25 protein-coding genes are annotated in these 24,822 nt (G+C 46.3%); 1 reads left to right on the top strand and 24 read right to left on the bottom strand.

What is annotated here, in order from left to right; genetic code table 11:
• Positions 1-214 precede the first annotated feature (214 nt).
• From spoIIE to pth, 14 genes are all read right to left on the bottom strand, one after another.
• Positions 215-2,722 carry a stage II sporulation protein E gene (spoIIE, locus tag MHB64_RS00315; RefSeq protein WP_094871997.1) on the bottom strand — a complete coding sequence of 836 codons (2,508 nt, stop codon included), beginning with the start codon at positions 2,720-2,722 and terminating at the stop codon, positions 215-217.
• Positions 2,723-3,065: 343 nt separating this feature from the next.
• On the bottom strand, positions 3,066-3,566 hold the full coding sequence (locus MHB64_RS00310; protein ID WP_036678766.1) for a S1 domain-containing RNA-binding protein: 501 nt from the start codon (positions 3,564-3,566) through the stop codon (positions 3,066-3,068).
• A gap of 124 nt (positions 3,567-3,690) precedes the next feature.
• Entirely contained in the window at positions 3,691-4,026 is a 336-nt protein-coding gene (locus tag MHB64_RS00305; RefSeq protein ID WP_094872000.1) for an FtsB family cell division protein, read from the bottom strand.
• 23 nt (positions 4,027-4,049) lie between these two features.
• A complete protein-coding gene (yabQ, locus tag MHB64_RS00300; RefSeq protein WP_094877225.1) occupies positions 4,050-4,613 on the bottom strand; it encodes a spore cortex biosynthesis protein YabQ in 564 nt (187 codons plus the stop codon).
• Positions 4,610-4,894, bottom strand: a complete 285-nt coding sequence (gene yabP, locus MHB64_RS00295) for a sporulation protein YabP (protein ID WP_042123140.1) — start codon at positions 4,892-4,894, stop codon at positions 4,610-4,612. The genes yabQ and yabP overlap by 4 nt, the downstream gene beginning before the upstream one ends.
• A 136-nt stretch (positions 4,895-5,030) precedes the next feature.
• Positions 5,031-5,309, bottom strand: a complete 279-nt coding sequence (locus MHB64_RS00290) for an RNA-binding S4 domain-containing protein (protein ID WP_042183857.1) — start codon at positions 5,307-5,309, stop codon at positions 5,031-5,033.
• Positions 5,309-5,581, bottom strand: coding sequence for an HU family DNA-binding protein (locus MHB64_RS00285; RefSeq protein ID WP_036678778.1), 273 nt, complete (start codon positions 5,579-5,581; stop codon positions 5,309-5,311). The genes MHB64_RS00290 and MHB64_RS00285 overlap by 1 nt, the downstream gene beginning before the upstream one ends.
• A 287-nt stretch (positions 5,582-5,868) precedes the next feature.
• Positions 5,869-7,368, bottom strand: coding sequence for a nucleoside triphosphate pyrophosphohydrolase (gene mazG, locus MHB64_RS00280; RefSeq protein ID WP_341133472.1), 1,500 nt, complete (start codon positions 7,366-7,368; stop codon positions 5,869-5,871).
• A gap of 66 nt (positions 7,369-7,434) precedes the next feature.
• Positions 7,435-9,117 (bottom strand): putative polysaccharide biosynthesis protein, encoded by a 1,683-nt coding sequence (locus tag MHB64_RS00275; RefSeq protein ID WP_341133471.1) that lies wholly within the window; start codon positions 9,115-9,117, stop codon positions 7,435-7,437.
• Between the two features lie 148 nt (positions 9,118-9,265).
• A complete protein-coding gene (spoVT, locus tag MHB64_RS00270; RefSeq protein ID WP_094872006.1) occupies positions 9,266-9,808 on the bottom strand; it encodes a stage V sporulation protein T in 543 nt (180 codons plus the stop codon).
• A gap of 354 nt (positions 9,809-10,162) precedes the next feature.
• Positions 10,163-11,206 (bottom strand): peptidylprolyl isomerase, encoded by a 1,044-nt coding sequence (locus MHB64_RS00265; RefSeq protein WP_094872010.1) that lies wholly within the window; start codon positions 11,204-11,206, stop codon positions 10,163-10,165.
• Positions 11,193-14,717 (bottom strand): transcription-repair coupling factor, encoded by a 3,525-nt coding sequence (gene mfd, locus MHB64_RS00260; protein WP_094872011.1) that lies wholly within the window; start codon positions 14,715-14,717, stop codon positions 11,193-11,195. The genes MHB64_RS00265 and mfd overlap by 14 nt, the downstream gene beginning before the upstream one ends.
• A 131-nt stretch (positions 14,718-14,848) precedes the next feature.
• Complete coding sequence (locus MHB64_RS00255; protein WP_094872013.1) at positions 14,849-15,079, bottom strand: anti-sigma-F factor Fin family protein; 231 nt, start codon at positions 15,077-15,079, stop codon at positions 14,849-14,851.
• A gap of 83 nt (positions 15,080-15,162) precedes the next feature.
• On the bottom strand, positions 15,163-15,723 hold the full coding sequence (pth, locus tag MHB64_RS00250; RefSeq protein WP_094872044.1) for an aminoacyl-tRNA hydrolase: 561 nt from the start codon (positions 15,721-15,723) through the stop codon (positions 15,163-15,165).
• Between the two features lie 125 nt (positions 15,724-15,848).
• On the opposite strand from pth, the gene MHB64_RS00245 reads away from it, so the two are divergent.
• The gene (locus MHB64_RS00245) at positions 15,849-16,049 is read left to right on the top strand and encodes a hypothetical protein (protein WP_094872014.1); all 201 of its coding nucleotides are present in this window, start codon (positions 15,849-15,851) and stop codon (positions 16,047-16,049) included.
• A 187-nt stretch (positions 16,050-16,236) separates the two neighbouring features.
• On the opposite strand, the gene MHB64_RS00240 is transcribed toward MHB64_RS00245, so the two are convergent.
• The 10 genes from MHB64_RS00240 to rnmV form a co-directional block, all read right to left on the bottom strand.
• Positions 16,237-17,190, bottom strand: coding sequence for a ribose-phosphate diphosphokinase (locus MHB64_RS00240; RefSeq protein ID WP_036678796.1), 954 nt, complete (start codon positions 17,188-17,190; stop codon positions 16,237-16,239).
• Positions 17,191-17,277: 87 nt separating this feature from the next.
• Positions 17,278-18,678 carry a bifunctional UDP-N-acetylglucosamine diphosphorylase/glucosamine-1-phosphate N-acetyltransferase GlmU gene (gene glmU, locus MHB64_RS00235; RefSeq protein ID WP_042183845.1) on the bottom strand — a complete coding sequence of 467 codons (1,401 nt, stop codon included), beginning with the start codon at positions 18,676-18,678 and terminating at the stop codon, positions 17,278-17,280.
• A gap of 272 nt (positions 18,679-18,950) precedes the next feature.
• On the bottom strand, positions 18,951-19,241 hold the full coding sequence (spoVG, locus tag MHB64_RS00230) for a septation regulator SpoVG (protein WP_042123119.1): 291 nt from the start codon (positions 19,239-19,241) through the stop codon (positions 18,951-18,953).
• 210 nt (positions 19,242-19,451) lie between these two features.
• On the bottom strand, positions 19,452-20,279 hold the full coding sequence (gene purR, locus MHB64_RS00225; protein ID WP_042183840.1) for a pur operon repressor: 828 nt from the start codon (positions 20,277-20,279) through the stop codon (positions 19,452-19,454).
• A gap of 76 nt (positions 20,280-20,355) precedes the next feature.
• Positions 20,356-21,210: a 4-(cytidine 5'-diphospho)-2-C-methyl-D-erythritol kinase gene (gene ispE, locus MHB64_RS00220; protein ID WP_341136033.1), complete on the bottom strand. Its 855-nt coding sequence runs from the start codon at positions 21,208-21,210 to the stop codon at positions 20,356-20,358.
• A 140-nt stretch (positions 21,211-21,350) separates the two neighbouring features.
• Positions 21,351-21,527 (bottom strand): small, acid-soluble spore protein, alpha/beta type, encoded by a 177-nt coding sequence (locus MHB64_RS00215; protein ID WP_042183837.1) that lies wholly within the window; start codon positions 21,525-21,527, stop codon positions 21,351-21,353.
• 137 nt (positions 21,528-21,664) lie between these two features.
• Positions 21,665-21,940, bottom strand: coding sequence for a biofilm formation stimulator Veg (veg, locus tag MHB64_RS00210; RefSeq protein WP_019914493.1), 276 nt, complete (start codon positions 21,938-21,940; stop codon positions 21,665-21,667).
• Between the two features lie 317 nt (positions 21,941-22,257).
• On the bottom strand, positions 22,258-23,160 hold the full coding sequence (yabG, locus tag MHB64_RS00205) for a sporulation peptidase YabG (RefSeq protein ID WP_094872024.1): 903 nt from the start codon (positions 23,158-23,160) through the stop codon (positions 22,258-22,260).
• A 71-nt stretch (positions 23,161-23,231) separates the two neighbouring features.
• The gene (rsmA, locus tag MHB64_RS00200; protein ID WP_094872025.1) at positions 23,232-24,116 is read right to left on the bottom strand and encodes a 16S rRNA (adenine(1518)-N(6)/adenine(1519)-N(6))-dimethyltransferase RsmA; all 885 of its coding nucleotides are present in this window, start codon (positions 24,114-24,116) and stop codon (positions 23,232-23,234) included.
• On the bottom strand, positions 24,113-24,664 hold the full coding sequence (gene rnmV / locus MHB64_RS00195) for a ribonuclease M5 (RefSeq protein WP_042183831.1): 552 nt from the start codon (positions 24,662-24,664) through the stop codon (positions 24,113-24,115). The genes rsmA and rnmV overlap by 4 nt, the downstream gene beginning before the upstream one ends.
• Positions 24,665-24,822: the final 158 nt, after the last annotated feature.

Genomic DNA, 24,822 nt, shown 5'->3' with positions numbered 1-24,822 from the left:
TAGAGGCCGGCGATTTACACATCACAGACTCGCCTCGACTTCCAAGCACGCACGACGCTTCGCGCGTACTTAAACCTCCTATAGCAGCACGGCGCATTGCGCTCACTGCAAATATATAGGCAACACGACACTTCGTGCGTGCTTAAACATACAAGCAATACGGCGCTTCGCGCGTACCCAACATTAAAACCTACTAAACCTAAACCTAAAATAACTAGCTCACCGTACGCGGACGCTCCATTCGCCCGACACCAGGCATATGCAGGCTGGACCACTCTGGGTGGAAATGATCTACACGACTTACGACAATGGTCATGTCATCATGGATCTCATTGCCCTGATAACGGATTACCTTATCTAACAGATTATCCGCCAAATCTTGAGGATCATCCCCCTCAAGCTCTTGGATCAACCGTTTCATCCATATCTCCTTATTAACGGCATATCCAGGCGCATCATAAATACCATCCGTCATCATAATCAAAATATCACCCGCCCGAAGCTGCATGCTGATCAGATCCACATCGATATCTTTAATGATTCCTATAGGCAGATTGCTAGAGGTTATTGGAATAACCTCACTACCCCTGCGGATAAAGCTCGGTGCGGAAGCAATCTTCATAAAAGTTGTCTGCGCGGAATACTGATCGATTAAAGCCATGTCAACGGTAGCATAGAACTCGTCAGGAGAACGTAATAAGAGAATAGAGTTTACCGACTTTACAGCCAGCTTCTCATCCATACCGGATTGCAGTAGCTTTTCTAACATGCCGAGGGCGGCACTACTCTCCATTCTCGCCCGCTCACCATTTCCCATTCCATCACTAATGGATACTGCAAAGGTGCCGTTTCCAAGCTCTACGGTACTGAAGCTATCGCCAGATAGCATATCTCCGCCTTTAGAAACAACGGCCACCCCTGTGTTTATCTCAAAGGCTTTGGCTGAACCGAAGGTAACCATCGACAATCCCTCCCGGGGATGGACTGCCGTCTCGCTCATGACAGCAATATTCTCATCTAGTATGTCAGAAAGGAGCGGAGCGATCATTTTACGGCATTCATCAAAACCACGAGTATAGGCATGTACCACCTCTATTTCTACACGCCCAGGATCTAAACTTAGGATTTCGATGCTATGAATAGACAACCCTAACTTCTCCAATGTCTCACGGATTTGAGCTTCCTGACGATACATAGCCTGTCCCTCGCGTTTTATTTCACGCGCTAGGTCCTCCATAACCTGTGACACGCCCGATAACTGCTCGGCAACAAATTGACGACTATCGTATATTTGTCTTTTCCATCGCATATCATGTTGGTAAAGATCATATTGTCCTTTCATGACTTCAAGCACTTCGCCAGTTTTACCGCAAATCCGGCTCCATTCCGGAGGCAGCTGAGCTGCCGTAATATCAGGGCATTCCTCAACAGTAGTCATCATATCTGTCATGTATCTATACGTCTGATAGAATTTTGCATCCCAGCAGTGGGAACGCCGAATGCATCCTGCACAGGCGCCCTCTGTCACCGTACTCATGAAATCCTCCATCTCACGGTCAGACTTCCCTACTTCTCCGGCACGTGGAATCTGCCCAAAGCTGCTCGACAGCTGCTGGAATACCTGTGAGAATTGCGTCACCCGTTCTGCTGTTAAATCTCTGACCCTTCGCGCATATTCGTGTTGAGTTCGGCTATGATCTGACGTGCCCGGAACATATTTAGCAATGGCAGATATCATCGCCTTAGGCGTTATAAGAAATAGCACTACAGCTACGCAGGTTTCCCATGTCGAGGCCATCATATCACCCGGACCCGTAAAATAGACGGAAAGGATCGTGGATCCTAGCAACATCCCGATGGATACTGCACCTTTTCTACCCCCCTGCATCATTCCCGCTAGCATTCCAGAAAAAGCAAGCAGGCTCATCTGATAAATAGCACTGATATCCGCCAAACTGAGAATCAACCCAGTCACAACCCCGACAGCCGCACCAAGTGGAGCCCCCCCTGCCATAGCGAACAGTAGAATCAAATATCGTGACAATATATGTTCTAAAGACAAACCATTAAGGGTCCAACCCACAAGACCAGTCATTACAGAGGCAAGCAAGATAATAAGGCATAGAACCTCTTCGTTCCTGAGCGCTCTACTCTTTTGCTTATAGGTTAGTAGAGGAAGCGCTTGAATGAAGACCAGTGTAAGTACAAAGCCTAATAAAGCATCTAGTGTTATCATCATAAGCGGATACCAGGAAAGAGACGGTCCAATAACGATCTGGAACAGACCAACCATAAACGAAGACACGAACACCATCAGTGGTGCATAGGACAAATCTATTCGTTCATAACTTTCCAGCCCTTTGTAGACTAGATAGAAAATAATCAGTTCAGCAGTAGTAACTAAAGCTCCGGGGAATGGAGTGAAGAGACTTCCAGCTATAATCGCTGCAGCCACAGGTAAAATGGAGTCACGACGCATAAACACAATGACGGCGAAATATGCGACAGCAAAAGGGGATAGCTCGTCCAAGATCATGGCTCTACCCAGCAAAAATCCCATGAAACTGAGCAAAACCATCCATTTCTTCGCGGCTATAAGCTGCATATACCGCTGTTTCTGAACCCAAGCTGTAATGCGCGTACGTAAGGCTTGTCTTTGTTTCTTATCTTCACTTCCCACTCTTGTCCACTCTGGCAAATTTACCACATTGCTTTTACTCATTCCCCTACACCACCCGTTTAAGAATTTATGCTACTCATTATATAACCGGAGATTTGAGAAAGTTTGTCAAAAATGGAGGGACACACATAAGAAATTTCCGACAAAAAAGCCTTCATTCATGATCTGTAAAAAAGTGGTTCTATCCCTTGCGGGACGGTAGGTTGATTGGTTTCAAGATTGTTTGCAACGTAATTTCACGCGCTAACGCGGCGGTCATTCGTCAGCGATTGCCCTAGAGTTATGTGAGAATGACATGGATGCTGTCGGCAATTTTATATGACATGACAAAAAAACCGCAAGGGCGAAATGCCCCTGCGGTTATTTATGATGTACAGGTATTGGATTATACGCGTTTAGCTCCACGGCCTCCGCGCTTTCCTTCTGTGTTCTTCTTAATCGAAGATATCCGTTCTTCGCTGTCTTTCAGGAATCGCGACATTTTATCCTCGAATGAAGGTTTACCGGCTGCAGGCTTAAATGGACGCCCACCCCGTTCACGATTGAATCCACCGCCGCCTCCACCACTGCCGCCACCGCCGCCGAAACGGTCTCCGCCGCTAGGACGTTCTGGTCTTGGAGCTCTAGGCGGACGTACTTCCGATGCTGGCTTGTCAACAGCCTGCTTAATGGAAAGTCCGATCTTGCCGTCCTTATCGACGTTGATCACCTTGACTGTTACTACATCACTAATCTTCAGATGATCGTTAACATCCTTGACATAATTATCGGCGATTTCCGAGATGTGAACGAGACCTGTGACACCTCCTGACAGATCCACAAATGCTCCGAAATGCGTGATGCCTGTCACTTTGCCTTCTAACTTGGTGCCCACTTCAATTGCCATAGAATAAAATGATCCTCCCTTAAAAATATACAGACGAATATTAAGGTCATCCTGTCTGCGGTGATTTGATTATACAGTAAAGAGCAAAGCAAGGCAACAGAGTAAAAGCCTCTTTTAGCCGCTATTATTGCTCTGATTGCTCTGTTCGAATAGGAGTTTCCCCTTGAGGATAGATATTGTACCATTTACGTGCTAATTGGCCAATATACTCGTCATCATTAAGTCTGGATAATTCATATTTTAATTGAGTTAAAGATGCCATGACATCCTCACTAGTCTCCTGTTTCTTTGCAAGCTCCTTGCCCTTGTCCGCAATGACCGCGCTTTGATCGAAGTAAGTATAACCCGCCCAACCAAAAAATATTGCCACAAAGACGATCCACATAAATCTTCTTCTCTTCGCGCCTGCGGCCGAATTTTTGCTATGATTACTCTTCTCTTCCGCAGTAAATCTGTTCATGTAACGTACCCCCTAATTCAAGGTCAGCGTTTCCGCCATTTGGTAATCCATCCAGTGATCTTCACAATCCAGGCGCTATGTGTCAGCCGAGATAACTGTGGAGAGATCCACCTAACAGGTAATACCCAAATTGGTTTGGTCAGACGCAGCAGAAGCTTAAAGATGAACCGCAGAATACGACCTAGTAGCTTTAGCAGTCCTAAAACAAATCGCCAAAGCCAGCGAAGAGGTGTACCTATCAGGATCTCCACAAGTCTCCAAAGCAGCCTGCACATATACTGAACCGATTGAATTAACCTTAACACAAAACGCCGCACCGTAACACTGAAGATTAAAAAATAGATCCATACTCCTAGAAACAAACCTAGAAAGACATAAAACCGCAATTGTCCTTGATTTCCGGCATAAAGCATACGAAAAACGAGCAAGGCGGCCCAAAGCCAATACAGTAGATCTAGCATGGCATTCAGCCATTTGGGAAAATTGAACTTCAGCGACAGCACCCGGTAGCTGTCATAGGCCAGTCCCATTGCCAACCCGGCCATGATCATGTAGAACAGCGTCACCCACTGGACTGCAGGATTCATTTAAATAGCTTACCGAGCAGACCTTTGTTTTTGCCCTGCGATCCGGGATCGAGATAAATCAGGGAATGTACATTGCCCTCTAAGGACAACATTCCGTTCTCCAGACTTAAATTTTTGATATGTAAATGATTCCCGCGAATGGTGAGATGGCCGAGTTCTGTACGAAGCAAAAATTCCTCGCTGTCGAAGCTCTCCACATTTTGCACGCCCGTCAACTCTAACTGCTTCCGACTGCGCATGTGCAGATCATGCTGTTTGTTTACCTTTCCTGGCTCGATCATAGCATGTACCCCTCCTTCTTACCTCTAATCTATGGCAGAAGTAGAAGTTATAGAACATCCCGTCCCTCTAAAATAAGAGAGAAAAAAAGAAGGCACAACTCTACAAAATGTAAAGTTATGCCTTCTTCTATTACTCTTACCAGTCCAGTCCGCTGCTTTTGGCAACAGGCTCTTCCCGAACTAGAGTATACATACCAGCGGCCTCGTCCTTGCGAGTCGTTTCGACCAGCTTTTCTACTTTGACCGTTACAAGCTTTTGTCCAAATTGTACAGTAATCTCGTCACCGATCTTAACTGCACTACTAGGTTTAGATTCCCGCCCGTTAATCAGTACCCGGCCTTGTTCGGACACATCCTTGGCCACTGTACGGCGCTTAATTAAACGGGACACTTTCAGGAATTTGTCAAGACGCATTAGTTAACGGCTTCTTTAAGCTTGTTACCAGCTTTGAAAGCCGGTACAGTCGATTCTGGAATTTCAATCGTTGTGCCCGTTTGCGGGTTGCGACCAGTACGTCCTGCACGTTTGCGAGTTTCAAAAGTTCCGAAACCGATCAGTTGGACTTTATCACCTTTTGCCAAAGCTTCTGTAATCTCACCCAAGAATCCGTTCAATACTGCTTCTACATCTTTTTTTGCCAATCCGTTTTTCTCGGAAATGTTGTTTACCAAATCTGTCTTGTTCATAATTTAAAGTTCCTCCTAGGATACGAAAAAATAAATGAAACGAGAATCACCGCCATAATATGGGGCGAATCGCATTTCGTCTTTATGTTATTCTTGATGTCACCTTAAAATCCTGCCACGATTCGTCGTTTTTTTAAAAAAGAAGCAGTTATTTCTCAGAAATCGTCGCAGAATCTATTCTATAGCACTATTAAACTACTGGCCACATTCTAAATCAGAAAATAAAAGCTACATCCACAGCATTGCCTCATTGTGGAGTCCATATACCGCAAAGGGGTTGTGAAATACTAGACTTTACGCTCCTCAGCCTTAGCCTCTTGCCACAGTTCTTCCATCTCTTCCAAACTACTATCCTTTACGCTCGTTCCCTTGCGCTGCAAGCTTTGCTCAATATATTGAAACCGGCGCACAAATTTGCGGTTAGTCCGGGTTAATGCCTCTTCCGGATCTGCACCGATAAAACGAGCGACATTCGTAACTGCAAACAACAAATCCCCAAGTTCCAGAATTTGCTCATCTGTCGCCGCATCTGTGTCAATCGCCTCCTGCAGCTCATCGATCTCCTCACGAATCTTGGCTATGCAATCCGTAGCATTGTCCCAGTCAAAGCCCACCTTGGATGCTTTTTTCTGAAGCTTATATGCCTTCATAAGGGCAGGCAGGTCACGCGGAACACCACTAAGAACGGATAATTCCTCTGGCTTCACACCTTTACGCCGCTTCTCTTCTGCCTTCATGCCTTCCCAGTTCTTCAGCGCTTCTTCGGCATCATTCGCATGGGTATCCCCAAATACGTGGGGGTGACGGAAGATAAGCTTATCATTCAGCCCTTCAATGACGTCATACACGTTAAATGTGCCTAGCTCCTCCTCCATTTGAGAGTGAAGCATAATTTGCAGCAAAAGGTCGCCCAGCTCCTCTTTCATATGATCGGGGTCATCCTCATCTATCGTTTCAAGGACTTCATAGGTTTCTTCGATTAAATTTTTGCGCAGGGATTCATGTGTCTGCTCCCGGTCCCATGGACAACCTTCCGGGCTTCGAAGAATATCAACAATTTCATGCAGACGGGCAAAGGTACGATTTCTTAGCTTCTCATCACGATTCGCAGGTACATAAACTAATGACAGGTTACCATAACCGTCGAGTCGATCCAGTTCGTACAGTGGCACTCTTACAATACTTTCTTCGTTCTCGACACCGAGTGCATGCCCCACAACAACTTCATATTCAGGCGGGTACAGCTCCATCAGACATAATTTTGTTTCCGAGGCTGTAAAGCTATCGTACACCTGACCAATCAGGGTGTGAAGTTCAGGCTGAAGCTGAGCACTGCGAATGCCTGAAGCATCTAGTAACTGAAACCCTTCAATGGGGTCAAACCCCAGTCGAACAAACGCCTCGTCGAGAAAGCTCTCTCCACCCAATATTTGCAGTTCAATGCCTTCCTCAGGACACCGCTCGCGCAGCTGGGAAACCGCTGATTCCGCAACCATAGGATGACCCGGAACCGCGTAAACAATATCTGTACCGTCTGCTGCTGCCTGAGCCTCTTCAATCAGTTTTGAAGTAATCGCTGCATACACCTCTGGAAACGAGGATAATGATTCATACAATCCATCAAAGGACTGTGAAGTTATTTCAAGCTCGGAGAGGGCAGCCATGACTGGATGCTCTTTTGTGCGGACATAGACAACGGATGCTGCCTTCAGCTTCTTTATAATTCCTAGCGTCAATCGATCAGGGTTACCTGAACCCAGACCGACGACCGTTAATGTTGCACTCATGTCTGTTCCTCCTCTTAAGCGGCTGTCTCAGCAGACCGCATTTTTATATTGTGATGTTGAAGTTGATTAAGGGAATAAGCGCAGCTTCTTCAGCTTGTCTGCCAGGGACGGGCCGAAGCCCGGAAGCTGGCGCAGCTGGCTCTCGCTAAGGAGCCGCAGGACTATAGCCCCTACGGCAAAGACAGCGCAGCCTGCGAGCACTCCGAGCAGGCTCTGCACCAAGCTGGCAGTGCGCCCGCCGCCGATGCCAGCGGCCGTAGCCACAGCGCCCACGCCCCAGCTGGCGGCTGCGGCGGCAAGAGCCAGGCCCGCTGTAAGCAGCGCGGGCCGTGCCAGGGCATCTGCGAGGCGAACCCGCAGATGGCCCTGGCGGTACAGCAGCAGCACGTTAAGCGCTGCTGCGAACGAATGCGCGGCCACGCCAGCGATGGCTGCGCCGGTAATGCCCTGCTGCGGAACCAGCAGCAGGTTCAGGGCCGCCTTGAGCAGCGCGGCGGCCAAAAGGTGCAGGGCCGGGGCGCGCACGTAGCCGAGGCCCTGCAAAAGCGCAGCTGAGATGATGCTGACCGTACCGCCAACAGCGGTTAAGGCCAGCCATGTCATAGTGCTGCTGCCGGCCGTATCGCCGTAAAGAGCCATATTAATCGGCTCAGCAAGCACCGCTAGGCCCGCCGAGGCTGCTAGCCCTAGAAGCCAGAACCAACGCAGCGATAAGCTGCAATGGTTCTCAATCAGCTTCGTATCTCCCTTGTACTTCGCCTCTGCCAAGGCTGGAATGAACACGACGGACAATGAAGTGGCAATCATCGTTACAATTTGCACTAGTGGTAAACCACGATTGTACACTCCAAACTGTATCATCGCCTCCACTTCGCTTCCTACAGAGGATAGCAAACGAGGTACGGTGAATACATCTACAAGCCCGATAAGGGGCATTGCCAACGCGCCAAGCATCACAGGAATGCCATAAGCCAGCAAGGCACCTGCTTTAACGCCCATAAACCGTTGATTGGCTCGCCCCTTAATTTCCGCGTTAGGCGGCTTTAAATCCTGGCTTTCGACAGAAGCAGCAGCATCTACAGAGGTGCCCTGTCTTAACCTCCGCTGATGACGTCGCAGGAACAACAGCATAACCACAAGACCTGCTGCCCCTCCCCCGGCTGATCCGAGCAATGCGCCAGCAGCAATGCTCTCAGCGCCTGCACCCAGTGAGGTCAGGTATAAGAGCAGTACAATCATTACCGTAACACGTACGGACTGCTCTACAATTTGTGACACAGCCGTCGGAACCATATTATGAAGACCCTGAAAATAACCGCGAAGAGCTGACATGATTGGAACAACCGCAAGTCCCCAAGCACTTGTCCGCAAAGCGGGCATCACATGCGAGTTACCGACCCACCCAGCTATAATGGGCGCACCTGCATAGGTGATTACTCCGATAACCAAACCGCTTATGGCTGTTATAATTGCAGTTAACCGCAGAATCCTTCGACCCTCGTCATCCCGCCTTCCTGCAGAGGCTTCAGCGACAAATTTGGATATGGCCGCTGGCAGACCTAGCATCGCTACCGTCAACAACATCGTGTATAAAGGATAAACTGTGTTGTATATACCAAATACTGCATCTCCGCCTAGATTTTGCAGCGGGATTTTTTGGAGTGTACCTATAAGCTTTGAAATAATTGCCGCGGCACTTAGAATAAATGCCCCTTGCAAGAGCCGTGATGTTTGTGTGTTAGATTTCATAAAATACCTGCTTCTACAACTTTAATGGGATGAATTTCTATATTATAACGTATGTATACCCACAAGTAGAAACGGTTTTGTAAGAACGACAAAACCCCGTTTACCCTTTGTATATCTTACCAAAAGGAAAGCGGGGTCTACATTACGGTTATTGCTCCATTTGCTTGCCAAGGAATGCGGCGGCGGTTTCGGACATTTTCACTTCCATTGACGACATTTTCACTGAATCATCCTTACTTACCATCACTACACAACCAATAGGATCTCCACCGGAAATGATCGGTGAGGCTACATATGAGGACACCAAATCCGGATGATCTTTAGCGATTTCATAACTGCCTTCGTTGGTTTCCAGTACAGTCTTACGACTATCCATGACCTTCTCCAAAAGAATTCCTACTTGTTTTTCCAAATAGTCCTTCTTGGAGCCTCCAGCCAGTGCAATAAAGGTATCACGATCAGCAATCATCGTAATATGTCCAGTACCTTCGAACAAGGACTCCGCGTACTCTTTTGCAAAGTCACCAAGCTCGCCAATCGGGGAATATTTCTTGAGTATGACTTCACCGTCCCGATCGACGAAAATTTCCAGTGGGTCGCCTTCTCTAATCCGTAGAGTACGTCTAATTTCTTTGGGAATAACCACTCGTCCGAGATCATCAATACGCCGAACAATTCCAGTAGCTTTCATTTCACATGTGCCCCGCTTTCTTAAGAAGTATGGTCTTACTACTGTCCATTATGGGAAAGGATAATCCCAGTGATTTATCGTAATATCTGACCATAGTATTCATCTCTTCCCAGATCCTTATACATAAGCTGACATGTATTAATATCTGCATCAAGATAAAGGCCGTTCTGAAGATGTTTCTTCGAACAAGCATAAGCGCCTTCGGCGTCCTCAATAAGGACGGTATGCGCTTAAGCGAGAAATATAAGGAAAAAGTATAGCGTGAAACTTATACTCCTTATATTTATAAAAAGCCATCTTCACATTAAGTGAGGATGGCTTTTCTAAGGTAAGCTTGTCCATTTTTACCGATGTTTATTCAGCAGCTTTTGTAGCACTTGGGGATGCGCTTGGCGCTGTAGTGGCTTCTGTTCCGCTATTTTTTGTTCCGGATTCGTCTGCAGCAGCAGAGCTCTTCGGCAGATTGATGCTCTCAATAATGCCTTCCAGATCTTTCTCCATGAACGCTTCCAGGTTCTTGGACACAATGGAGCTCTTAATGCCTTCTTTTTGTTCATCCGTTAACTGGTCAAAGGTTTTGTCGGTGCGGGACTCCACCTTGATAATGTGGTAACCATAAGAAGTCTCTACAGGATCACTAATGGTATTCAAAGGCAGGGTTTGAGCAGCCTTCTTAAACTCATCTACATATGTTCCAACAGCTTTATCTTTATATTCTCCGCCCGTTTCCTTAGAGCTTGTATCGTCAGTGTATTCTTTAGCGATGGCTGCAAAATCAGCTCCGCCGTCCAGCTTTGCCTTAACTTCCTTCGCGATTTTCAGTGCTTCTTCACTAGTGCGCTCTTTGTTGTTAGCATCTGTCAGACCGATTAGCACATGACGCAAAGTCGCTACCGTAAAGTCACCTTTTGTAGCTTCAAATTCCTTGACAACCTGATCGTCTGTCACTTTAAGCAGCATATCCTGATAAACCGTCAGCACACGCTCCATATAACTATGGATATCGCCTTCTGTAACGTCAGCGTCTTTAAGTGTTTTCTTATAATTGTCGCCCAGGGCTTTCTTCAAGTCAGCAATTTGGCTATCTGCCTCTTTCTTCGCCTGCTTCTTCGCTTCATCCGTTGCTTTGGAAGCCAAATATTCAAAGCCCACTTCCTGCTTCAAAATAGACTCCTTAAACGCCTCAATCTCTAAATATTGCGCTTGCTGTGGGGAGAGGAATTTCATGATTTTTTGATCCATAGCAAATTCCTTCTCTGTAATTGTTCCACCTTTATAAGTCGCAACTGCCTTGCTATCATCAGCACTACTACCGCATGCTGCTAGCATAGAAAAGGAAACCGCTGCTACCAATGAAACGAGCAGTACTTTCCATGATTTTTTTTTATTTAACGACATTGTGTAGTTCTCCCTTCGATTTAAAAGACTGTTTAGCTTCCTTAAGAAACTGTTCAAGCAAGTCAAGCAGCTGTTTATCACTTAAGTCTTTCGACTTCACTCGGATACTGGCTTTAGCATCTCTATCGAATTGTACACGTCTTTCGAAGCTATTTCCAACTTTGGCGAGTTTCGCCGTATCCAGAGCGCCAAGACTCCCCTCATAGAAATTCAGGGTAACCTCATCACCACGTCTGATCATGGAATCAATGCCATACATTTTTCCATACACTTTCAGACGAGCCACAGTTAATAGATTAACAACGGCTTCAGGCAGTTCTCCGAACCGATCCAAGAGCTCATCCTCAAGCTCAGAAGCATCATCAAAGGATGTTACTGCCGCAACTTTTTTGTAGATTTCAATTTTCTGAATACTGTCGTAAATATACTCGGATGGCAGATATGCGTCAATCGACAAATCAATGACGGTATTGCCCTCTTTGAGCGAGGTATCTTCCTCTCCAAGCACAGTAACCTTACGCTTGCGGATCTCCTCCGCCAGCATTTGTGAGTATAAATCAAATCCTACCGATGCAATAAAACCATGCTGTTCTGCACCAAGTAAGTTACCGGCACCACGAATAGATAAATCCCGCATCGCTATTTTGAAACCCGAACCGAGTTCCGTAAATTCCTTAATAGACTGCAGCCGCTTCTCTGCCACTTCAGTCAGAACCTTGTCCCGCTGATAGGTAAAATAGGCGTACGCAATCCGGTTGGACCGGCCTACACGTCCACGTAATTGATAGAGCTGAGACAAACCCATCTTATCCGCATCATGCACAATAAGTGTATTTACGTTAGGAATATCTACCCCCGTCTCAATAATGCTTGTGCTGACCAGTACATCGTATTCTCCATCAAGAAAATCAAGGATCGTCTTCTCCAGCTCCGCTTCCGACATTTGGCCATGTCCGATACCTACTCTAGCCTCAGGAACAAGCATGGAAATTTGAGCGGCCATTTCTTGAATGCCCTGCACACGATTATACAGATAGTAGACTTGCCCCCCACGGGCTAATTCGCGCTCTACAGCTTCCCGAGTAAGTGTCTGACTATGCTCGACAACATAAGTCTGCACGGGAAAACGATTCTCCGGTGGCGTCTCAATGACAGACAGATCACGCACTCCCAGCATCGACATATGCAGTGTACGAGGAATTGGCGTTGCTGTCAGGGTGAGAACATCTACATTCGTTTTTAGCTTTTTCAGCTTCTCTTTATGAGTCACGCCAAATCGTTGTTCCTCATCCACAATCAATAAACCGAGGTCCTTGAATACAAGGTCCTGAGACAACAAACGGTGGGTTCCAATGACCACGTCGACCGTTCCTGCCCGAACGCCTTTAATCGTCTCATTCTGCTCCTTACGGCTGCGGAAACGACTTAAGACTTGAATATTAAGCGGATAATTAGCGAAACGTTCCCGGAAGGTCTCATAATGCTGCTGGGCTAGAATCGTTGTCGGTACCAGCACAGCCACCTGTTTACCTTCAATTGCTGATTTAAAGGCTGCTCGTATAGCTACCTCTGTCTTCCCATAACCAACGTCTCCACAGAGGAGTCGGTCCATTGGACGGTTCTGTTCCATATCCTTCTTAATCTCTTCTATCGCTCGAAGCTGATCACGAGTCTCCTCATAAGGGAACATTTCCTCAAATTCACGCTGTTCCTGAGTATCCTTCTCAAAACCATACCCTGCTGCACTTTGGCGTTCGGCATACAGTTTGATTAGATCATCAGCAATATCCTGAACGGAAGAGCGGACCTTATTAGTCACCCGCGTCCATTCATTACCGCCTAATTTATATACTTTCGGCTCTTTATCTTCTGAACCGACATATTTCTGAATCAAGTCAATTTGCTCAATCGGAACCGAGAGCTTATCGCCACCCGCATATAAAATATGCATGTAGTCGCGATGAATACCGCTGACCTCCAGCGTACCGATCCCCATATACTTACCGATACCATGGTTCTGGTGAACAACATAATCACCAATTTTCAGCTCAGTATAACTCTTGATCCGTTCAGCATTATCTATCCCTTTAGAGATCTTCCGTGCCTTCCTCTGCTTCTGAGAGAACATCTCTCCTTCAGTGATAACGGCTAGATGAATAGAAGGCAGCTCAAAGCCTGAACCCAGGTTTCCTTGTACGATCGTTGGCTCATCAATACCATAGTCATAAAGGACTCTGCGTACACGTTCAATCCGTTCTTCACTGCTCGCAAGCATCATTACCTTTACACCAGACTTCTGCCAACGCTCCATTTCCGATTTAAGCACATTCATCTGACCATGGAAATCCTGCATCCCACGACTAATAAACCCAAGAATATTCTGTGGTTGAATGTGTGGCACCTGGCGCAAAAAGATCGACATAAACAGGCTTTGGAACGGACGTTTGTACATCACAACATCTGTCTCGACAGAGAGATCCAGATCCGGCAATGTTTTGCCGTTTTGCATCAGATGGAGGTTCCACTCCGATTCATCTCTTTCGAGCTGTTTTGCCGTTTCAAGCAGTCTTGTCGGCTCATCGAGAATAAGGATCGTATCCTGGGCCATGTAATCAAATAAATGAGAGCGTTCAGGGTATAAAAGACTGATATATTTATAGATTTCAGGAAAATAGGTTCCTTCGCGCAGCATTTCTAGCTCGCGTCCAATTTCTTCTTTTAGACGCAACTTAGCCTGCCGATCCGCCATTTTCTCAAGCTGTCGTTCCAGCATAACAGATGCTTCAGCAGAAGCGGATTCCTGGCGAAACCTGCTCGCAATGATCTCTTTAGCCGGTGTAATCTTCACACTTCGTACTTTATCAATAGAACGCTGATCCACTGGATCAAAAGTTCTGATGGAATCAACCTCATCATCAAACAACTCAACACGATATGCCAAAGGAGAAGTCATTGGATAAAAATCAATAATTCCACCTCTAACGCTCAGTTCACCGCGATTCTCAACCCGCTCTACTCTTTCATAACCCATTTCGATCATGGACATCAAGAATTCGTCCAGAGCAAGCGTTCCATCCTGAGAAACCGTAACCTGCGCCTCTGCCATAACCTCTGGTGCAGGGAGCAGTCTGCGCACTCCCGAGTAGGGAACTACAACAATACCTCGAAAGCCCTGAGCACATTTGGTCAGTACATCAATACGCTGGGCTAATGTCTCTGGACTTGAGACAGCAGCTTCCGCAGCCACAAGTTCATTAGCAGGATAGAGCAGAACTCGTTCCGGGGAAAGCGCTTCCTGTAAATCATCGGCCATTTTCTGAGCCGAAAACATATTATGAGTCACCACAAGCAAGGGACGAGCTGTCTCTTCATGCAGTGCTGCAAGCATGATCTGTCTAGCTGAACCTGTAAGCCCCGATATGAGCTGCTCTTTCATACCTGCAGCTACACCCTGGGTGATAGACTGGAAATCGGGATCCTTGGAAAAAGCTTCTATAATACCTTGTAACAACAGGCGCACCTCTCTTACTAAACAGGCTAACGGAAGTCAAAGCGACCGTCACCTATTATGATTGGAATCGAAAAGAAGCCTCAGCTGTAACGCCAAGGCTTGCGGATGACGATAGAGACAGGCGCTATCACCTACTGAAGCGGACTCGTCAGCAGGCTAAGCTCCGGATTATGCTCTAAAGCCTCCTTGCAATAGTCGCAAGTCACCTTTATCGTGATCTCACCTTCTGAATTATACGCTATTATATCTCTGCGCTCCGCAGGGGTCAAGGAATGAAGGCCCAACTGCATTTCTGTAACATCACTTCTATTAATGCTGCCTAGAGATGTCTTGCAGTGCCTACATACATAGTTTATTGCCATCTATATGCCTCCTGAAGGTACTATATACCTTCAGTATGTCCGGGGAGCATCATCTTTAGCCTCATAACAACAGAGTTTACAGATCAACCATTGAATTTTGCCATCGTCTGTTCGAATGAATTCTTTAAGCTAAACTCCAGTGCATCACAAGTATTAAGGATCATCTGCTTCAGAGGATCCCCTTCTTTTTTAGGAAAAGAAGAGAGAACATAATCCACTATTGCAAAACCCGGTTCAGGACGAGAAATACCCATTCGTACCCGATTAAAGCTTTGTGTACCTACATGCTGAATGATCGATTTAATTCCGTTATGTCCACCAGCACTACCTTGATAACGCAAGCGAATTTTCCCAATTTCGGTATCCAGATCATCGTAGACGACGATCATATCTTCTAGTTTAACTTTGTAATAATCCATATAAGCTCGAACAGCCTCACCGGACAAATTCATAAAGGTCATCGGTTTAATCAATACGGTTTTGACTCCCCCGATAACGCCTTCACCGATCACAGATTTACATTTGCTTTGGTTGAAAGAAATCCCGTTCTGAGCCGCAAGCTCATCCAATGCCATAAAACCAACATTATGCCTGGTTTTCGCGTATTGTGTTCCCGGATTTCCCAATCCGACAATCCATTTCATTATCGAACCTTTCCTTTCCATGCGGGCTCTCCGGCAAGAGAAGTCCGTTTTTGGTACAATAGATCTTATCTGCATACTCTTAAGCAACCAGAGCGAAATTATACTCCGAAGACAGGTGATAACCTATGCAACATCAAGGTGGAATCTTAACACATCAGCGCGATTTTCAGTACCATATCCAATATGCTGTGCCTGTGGAAATATACAGAGGCGACGTGCACATTGACATTGGTGTATTGACAGCAGTGGACGAAGGATTCGTGGAGCTGCAAGGGACACTCTATAACCGCAGCATATTCACCTTCGTCTCCCGCGCCGGGTATTGAAGCCAGCGCTTCTACCTGCATCACGCCGATAAGGGTTACATCTCCGAGAACGGAGGTGTAACCCTTTTTTACAAATATAAGAAAGTATAAGCTTCACATTATACTATATGTCTTATATTTCTCGCTTAAACGCTTACCGACCTTATAAGGACGGTAGAGCATTTATGCTTGTATTCATTGATTATATTTATTCAATTTCAAACAATTTACTAATCGACAACTCTTCATGAACGCGGATAATTGCCTCACCCATAAGTGGAGCCACGGACAACACTTTGAGTTTAGAAGTTGGGTTCGCGCTGCGAATTGGAATCGTATCTGTCACGATAATCTCTTTAATTGGAGAATTCTCCAGACGTTCATGTGCAGGACCAGACAATACCGGGTGTGTACAGCAAGCGTATACTTCTTTCACGCCGCCTTCCATCAAAGCATTAGCACCAAGTACAATAGTTCCGGCAGTATCGATAATATCATCGATCAGAATGGCTGTTTTACCTTCAATATTACCGATAATGTTCATGACTTCGCTGACATTCGGCTCTGGACGACGCTTGTCTATAATTGCAAGCGGAGCGTTCAGGAAGTCAGCAAGCTTTCTTGCACGTACTACACCGCCGTGATCTGGCGATACGACAACTGGGTTCTCGATTTGTTTGGAACGGAAATACTGAGCCAGGATGGGAACACCCAGCAAGTGATCCACTGGAATATCAAAGAATCCCTGAATCTGCATAGCATGGAGGTCCATCGTAATTACACGGTGAGCGCCGGCTTTTTCAATCAAATTTGCTACCAGCTTGGCCGTAATAGGGTCACGGGAACGAGCTTTCCGATCTTGACGAGCGTAACCATAGTAAGGGATAACCACATTGATGCTTTTTGCGGAGGCGCGTTTGAGTGCATCCACCATAACTAAAAGCTCCATTAGGTTGTCATTAACTGGGCCGCAGGTGGATTGAACAATATACACATGACAACCCCGAACGCTCTCTGACAGCTTGACCTGGATTTCTCCATCGCTAAAACTTGTAGTATGCGATTCACCCATCGGAATTCCGATGTAATCAGCGATTTGACTAGCAAGCTTTGGGTTGGAGTTACAGGTGAAAATCTTTAATTTGGAATCACAATAAGTCATAAAATTTAAACCCTCCGTGACGGAATTTAGCTTTCCAAAGGCGCCGGCGCGGAAATATAAGTCCGTCCGGCGCTTCTTAGCAACGCTTTACGATGGACTCGAGTGGTCTTTCTTCGCTTTTGCACGGGAACGGATCTTCTCTGCATATCCCGGTTTATTCTCCTGCCGTACTCTGGCAACAGCCAGATCGTTCTCTGAAACGGAACGTGTAATTGTCGAACCAGCTACAACAAAAGCCCCCTTGCCCACAGAAACCGGTGCGATAAGGTTAACGTTACTGCCAATAAAGGCATCGTCTTCAATTGTTGTCGTAAATTTATTATACCCGTCGTAGTTAACAGTAATCGCACCGCAACCGACGTTTACATTCTTACCCACAGATGCGTCGCCAATATAGCTAAGATGCGACACCTTAGAACCGTCACCTATCGTAGCATTCTTGATCTCAACGAAATCGCCAACCTTCACTTCTTCTCCAAGTATAGAACCTGGACGCAAATAGGCAAAAGGCCCAACGGTAGTCCGTGCGCCAACTTGTGCTTGATTCAATACGGACTGCTTAATCGTTGCGTCATCCATGATCTGACAATCTTCGATTTCACTTGCCGGTCCGATCACACAGTTCTCACCGATTACAGTTTTACCCTTCAAGATGGTTCCTGGATAAATCGTTGTATCTGACCCAATGACTACATCTGCTCCGATATATGTCGAGGCAGGATCGATTATGGTTACGCCACCCAGCATATGTTTGCGGTTAATACGTTGACGCATAATACCTTCCGCATCAGATAAAGCTAGACGGTCATTAACACCAATAGACTCGTTAGCATCCTCAGTCTGGAATGCTAGAACAAGATCACCTTGCTCACGCAGAATACTGATAACATCTGTCAAATAATACTCCTGTTGATTATTGCTGTTAGTAACCTTCTCTAAAGCTGAAAATAACTTGATGTTATCAAAGCAATAAATTCCTGTGTTGATTTCATGAATAGCTGCCTGTTCGGCATTACAATCTTTCTGTTCGACGATCTTCATTAAGCCGCCATCTTCACTACGTATAATCCGTCCTAATCCAGATGGATCATCCATTACTGCAGTTAATACAGTCGCTGCTGCCTGACGCTCCTCATGCAGAGCCATCAATCCTATCAGCGTCTCCGATGTAATAAGCGGAGTGTCACCATAAGCAACAATCGTCGTTCCTTCTTCACCACCGAGCAAATCCTTAGCTTGTTTGACAGCGTGACCCGTACCGAGCTGAGTTTCCTGCAGCACGTATTCCGCACTTTGCCCTACATAGGCCTTAACCTTCTCTGCGCCATGCCCAACAACAACAACGGTGCGCTGGCATCCGGTCGCTTCTACTGTATCAAGCACGTGCCCTACCATTGGCTTACCGCAAACGGGGTGCAGCACCTTATATAATTTAGATTTCATTCGCTTGCCTTGACCTGCGGCAAGAACTACAGCCATTCTTTTCAAGAATGCCAACCTCCTACTCTTGAACTCACTACTGAATATATCTCATTCCGGGCAAAAAGAAAAGAGAACCATGAAGTCATGGTTCTCTTTTCTATAAACCCCATGTTAGAAAAGCATTTATCGCTGCCTTTCGAAGATGTCGTCAAATCCTTCACTAGCGCTAGCTTTTCTTGCAAGATCAAGCTGCTTAAGTCATGAAGTATATTCGGTATGATCTTATCAAAAACGGCGGATCCTACGCCACCCAAAAGGTAGCCGTCTTCCGAGGTAGCCTAAGCTCCCTCTTCAATAACTTCTTCTTCTTCTTCAGTAGCGGCGCGATCGTACTCGGCCAGAACCGCGGATTGAATCTTCTCGCGTGTTCCCGAAGAGATCGGGTGAGCGATATCGCGGAATTCGCCATCCGGTGTACGCTTGCTGGGCATTGCAACAAACATCCCGTTATTACCATCGATGACGCGAATGTCATGAACAACAAACTCGTTATCGATTGTAATGGATGCGATTGCTTTCATTCTCCCCTCAGAGTTAACGCGGCGGAGTCTGACATCCGTAATTTGCATGTGTGTGTTCACCACCTTTTTCCATCAGAGACTTGGTGTATAATTCCACACAGCAAAGCGAATTCCTTCTTTTTGATTCCATAAAATACCTAAAAAAGAAATATATTTTTTAGGATTTGTTGTTTTCGACACGCATCGGGTCATTTTCTTAATATCTCTTACGTTTTCGACAATTTCCACGCTTTTTGAAAACAAAGAAATACCAATCTATCAAGAGGAAAAGTAGTTGCCCGGATGCGCGGAAATCCGCCGCTCTTTCGAGTCTACCTCGCTGAGCTTCACTAAAGAAACATAGTCATGCAACAGACGCTCTTCCGTCTCTACTGCGCCTGATTCGACCAATACACCCACTCCAGCAACTTCGGCATTGAACTCACCGAGTAAATCAACCATCCCTCGAACGGTTCCGCCTGCCTTCATGAAGTCATCTACAATGAGTACCCGCGATTTCTCCTTGAGTGCTCGTCTAGAAAGAGACATGGTGTGTATGCTCTTATGTGATCCAGATACATAATTAATGCTTACTGCTGAACCTTCTGTAACCTGATGGTCACGTCGTACCAGCACTACTGGCAAGCCGAGCTGCGCTGCCGTTGCATAGGCTAGCGGGATCCCTTTAGTTTCTACTGTCATCACCACATCGATTTCCGATCCATAAAAGGCCGTTGCGATGATCTTCCCCGCTTGCTCCATCAAAGATGGCAGTCCAAGCAGGTCCGACATATACAAGTAACCACCAGGCAGTATCCGATCTGTCTGTTCCAACTGCACACATAAACGTTTAACAAAAGAGAGCGCCATTTCTTTAGGCATCACAGGAATATAACGTACTCCACCTGCTGCACCGGCCAAGGTCTGAAGCTCACCAATGCCCTCACCTTCAAATACTTCTTTTATGATCGCCAAATCTTCACTGATGGAGGACTTAGCCGCTCCATACCGATCGGCAAATATAGACAGCGGCAGTAGGTCATGTGGCCGCTCAAGTAAAAACTGAGTCATGTCTACCAAACGTTGGCTTCTTTTTAATTTCTTCACGGAATGCTCCTCGCCAAAACCGAATATTTTATGAAAAATATATCACTTTTGTACGGGTTTACACAAGAGAAGCATACTAATTGAGTGATCTCACTGCATAGACTTCCTTGCAGAACCCACGCAGTCCATTATAAATTCTTGCTACTTTAGACTGCTTGGACACTAAACCGAATACAGTAGGTCCGCTGCCGGACATTAACACTCCGTCTGCTCCGAGCTTAACCATCGCCTCTTTGAGCTGCTGGACCTCTGGATGAAGCTTTAGGGTAACATCCTCAAGCACATTGCCTAAATGATTACATACGCCCCCAAAATCTCCAGCTTCGATCGCATCCTGCATCCTTCTAGCCGAAGGATGCACAGCTATATTATTGCTCCGAACACGTCCGTATACTTCCGCTGTCGATACATTGATAGGTGGCTTAGCCAAAACTACCCAGCATTGCGGAGGGTTCTTAATCGGCGTCAGCTTCTCGCCACGACCTGTTGCCAAGGCAGTACCACCTGTAACACAGAAAGGCACATCTGAGCCAAGCTCAGCGCCAAGCTCCTGCAGCTCCTGCGCAGGTATTCCTAGGCGCCACAGTCGGTTCAGGCCACGTAACGTAGCCGCTGCATCGCTGCTGCCGCCAGCCAGGCCAGCTGCAACCGGTATTCTTTTATCCAGATGGATATGTACACCACTCTTCACGTTATAACGCTCTTTAATAAGCCTAGCCGCTTGAAAGGCCAGGTTCTTCTCATCTAGAGGAATATAACCCGCTTGACTTGATATTATAATAGTATCCCTTGGCAGCTCAGACAGCTCTAAACGGTCTGCTAGATCTACCATGGTCATAATCATCTCCACCTCATGAAAACCGTCAGCACGCTTGTTCAGCACATCCAGCATCAAATTGATTTTAGCTGGTGCCTTCTCATACATTTTCAAGGCGTTCACCCACCTTCAGCTTTTCCCGTAAAAACAACTTAACATATTATATGAAAAACTTCTAATGAAGTCCAATAATAAAAGGGTGTCGCCAGTTGGACGCACCCTTTTTCGTTAAATAATTGTTCACACGCTAAAGATTAAGATTTCCGCGCGGCCTCTTCAGCGAGCTGAATCGCTCTTTTTACCATATTGCCGGCATCCTTCGCCCGTATTCCTCCCCAGCCTTCACGTTCCACAGTTTCGTAAAAACCAAGCTCCTTGGCTAACTCTGTCTTTAGTTCTTCCGACATCATGCCTCGTTTTCTGCGGCTCATTACGGAATTCCTCCCTTATGAAAGAAAATGATAAACCGATTGCTCAATTAGTATGCTTGCTAAGAACAAGGATCATTCACTGAATGTTTATCTGCACAAATAAAAAACAGCCCCCAAAGGAAGCTGCCCGTGAAACATTAAGCTTTAATATACATAATCCGCATCTGCCCATCATCTTCACATACTGTAATTTCCACAGATTCAGTCAGGATATCGGCATAGCTATAGGAGACTCGCTTGAATGTTTGCTGCTCCTGATCCAGTTTGACAATAAATACAGAAGGGTACGTTTCTTCCAGGACACCGGTGCGTTCTACGGTTTTACGACGACCTCCGTTTGCACGCAACGTGATCTTATGACCGACGTGAGCTTCGAGACTGCGTTTGATTTCCAACAGCGCGTTATTAGCCATTGCCTGACGACCACCTCTTTTCTTGTCCATTATACAACTTCCCCAGGTGTTTGTCAAAGCAAATAAATAATTATAGATGATGAATATTTGGTTGTCAACGGAATTTTTTTGCGGATAATCAGAGGCGAACTAATATCCTTGTTATCTGTAATAGGTTCAGCACAAAGCAAGAAAAATAACATTGTAGATTTTTAAAGATAACTACCATTTCACGCAAAAAAAGGGTTAAGCTCATCGCTCACCCTTTCTTCGCGTTACTCTATTCGGCCACTCCAAATTACCTATTAGCTTTGAAAAATATGATCAGTGCATGTCGATTAAATTGCGGAAGGTGTCACTTTTAGTTCTGACAGGTTCTGCAGACGCGGCATCCCAATACGGAAGCTGCCACGGGTCTCAATACCGCCGATTCCCTGATTACCACTAATGGTGTTGTTCAAAACCTCACTCAGATTCACCGTATCCCTAATGGGCGTGAACGACGATTTTGCCGCTACATAAACTGGGTCTAAGGCATGGATCAATATCCGTCCAGGAGAACTGGCGAAATTGGCCCCTGCCCCCAGCAGTGCTTCAAAATGTGACTGACAAGCACCTGCAACAATCGTCAACGCATCAAAATTTCGCTCATAGTCCCTAGCCACCCTAATAGCAGCTACGAAGTTTTGCGAATTTTTATAGCTGCTCAGACTGTGAAGATCGTAAGTATGCTGTTGCTTCAGCACCCCGTCATGACCGGTAATCACCACAATGTCTGGACGCACGCGGGGCAGCAGCCGGTATAAAGTGTCAGCCATTGCGGACTCATGAACATGATGACCTTCAGCAGGGATCCGCAATTGTTCGTATAAGCTAAGGCTCTTATTCAAATACGCTGGATCGCCATCCAGATGCAGTACTTTCCCCGGTACTTCAAAATAAGCAGCTTCCTTAGGCGATGGAGCCCATGCGCCTTCTGATAGAGCGCTCCCGCTCCGCTGACTTTGCTCCTGTCGGTCTTTCCGCAGCTGTGTCAGTGATTCATTCGCTTTAATCTGTGCCTGCTGTCCTCGTTCCGTAATCCGGGTAGGAGGCACTTGAACCAAGTCATTCAGAGGAGAATCCGCCAACAGACGGAAATCTGTGCCTTTGATGACCGCTCTGTCCTGCACAATATGATCTACACGAAAAGTCAAATCTCCGCCATAAGATTTACGAACGACCAAGTCTCCTAAATTCATTACAACCACCACCTCTACCCCATCGTATGGGCAAAGGCCTCAGTTGGTTCATAACTAGCTATGTTTTTAGCTTATTCAATTCCAGCAGCCAACAGAACACCGCTCAATCGGGCGTATTCTTCTAGACTTAACGTTTCTCCACGACGGGTTGGTTCAATCCCAGCTTCTGCGAGTAAAGCCTCCAGACGCTCACGTCCCTCTCCAGGGAAGTAACGAGCCTTGAGATTGTTAGCAATCGTCTTACGGCGCTGTGTGAAAGAAGCTTGGACGACCTCAAAGAAGTGCTTCTCACTCTCAACTTCTACCGGTGGACGCTCTCTTACCTTTAGACGGATTACAGCGGACTCCACATTAGGTTGAGGAATGAACACCGTACGCGGCACAATGCAGACGAGCTCAGGCTCGCTGTAGTACTGCACGGCAATGCTAAGGCTCCCATATTCCTTTCCTCCCGGAGAAGCAGCCATACGCTCCGCAACCTCTTTCTGAATCATTACAACGATGTTATCAAGTGGAAGCTTCTCTTCGAGCAGCTTCATCAGAATCGGAGTAGTCACATAATACGGCAGATTGGCAACTACGCTTACCTTGTTCACGGATGCAAAATCTTCTTTGAACAACTCCTGCAGATTTACATTCAGAACATCATCATTACGAACCTTAACATGCGGATAAGGGGAAAGTACGTCTCTTAAAATAGGAATCAATCTACGGTCGATCTCCACAGCGGTTACCGCTCCAGATGTTAGCGCCAAACGTTCTGTCAGCGCCCCAATGCCGGGACCGATCTCCAATGCCCCAGAGCCGCTATCTAGCCCGGCAGCGTCTACAATCTTGTCCAATATATTTTGATCAATCAAAAAATTCTGTCCTAAGCTCTTCTTGAACTTGAATCCATAACGTTGAATAATTTCTTTCGTCCGTTTTGGAGTTGAAATTTCCTCTCTACCACTCATGAAGTAATGCCCCCCTGATCAATTTGGGCGAGAGCTCCGGCAAATTCCTCCCGCGTAATTCCAAACATCGCCAGCCGCTTGTACAGCTGTTTGCCATTACAATATCCGATTCCAAGCAAATTACCAAGTGCCATACGTCTTTCAGCTGCCCGAGGGTGTACAAGCATTCCAGCGGCCATTAGATCATCAAGTCCGATTAAAGCAGGTGCTCCTTCAAAAGAGGTATGTACATTCCGCAGCGCATGACGAATCGCCTCTGGAGAAGCGTTCTCCACACCGATATCTCCTTTGCGGGTTGCGTCCTTCTCCGGAATGAAGGCATGCTTGCAGCCCGGCACCTTTGCAGACACAATCTTGCGGATTCGTTCACCGGCGTGATCCGGGTCCGTAAGAATAATCACCCCTCTACGCTCCATAGCAAGCGCGATCTTCGCAATTACGGTCCGGTCTACAGCCGAGCCCCCTGTTTCGATCGTATCTGCTTCTACAGCGCGTTTAACAGCGACGGTATCACTCTTACCTTCGACGACAATTAGTTCCTTAATCATATCTCTGACTCCTTCCAAAAAAAGCAAAAAAGAAGAGGTTTCGCTCCTCTTCTTTTGGTTAAAGAATGTATAAGTGATGAGCGGTTGCTCTGCGATCAACGAAATGATCATCTGGCGTTCCTTAACGGTTATCATCACTATAGCTTATCAAAGAATAA

It is taken from the genome of Paenibacillus sp. FSL K6-2859, assembly GCF_038008265.1.
Classification (GTDB): domain Bacteria; phylum Bacillota; class Bacilli; order Paenibacillales; family Paenibacillaceae; genus Paenibacillus_AQ; species Paenibacillus_AQ nitricinens.
This window is presented reverse-complemented; position numbering and strand designations above follow the sequence as displayed.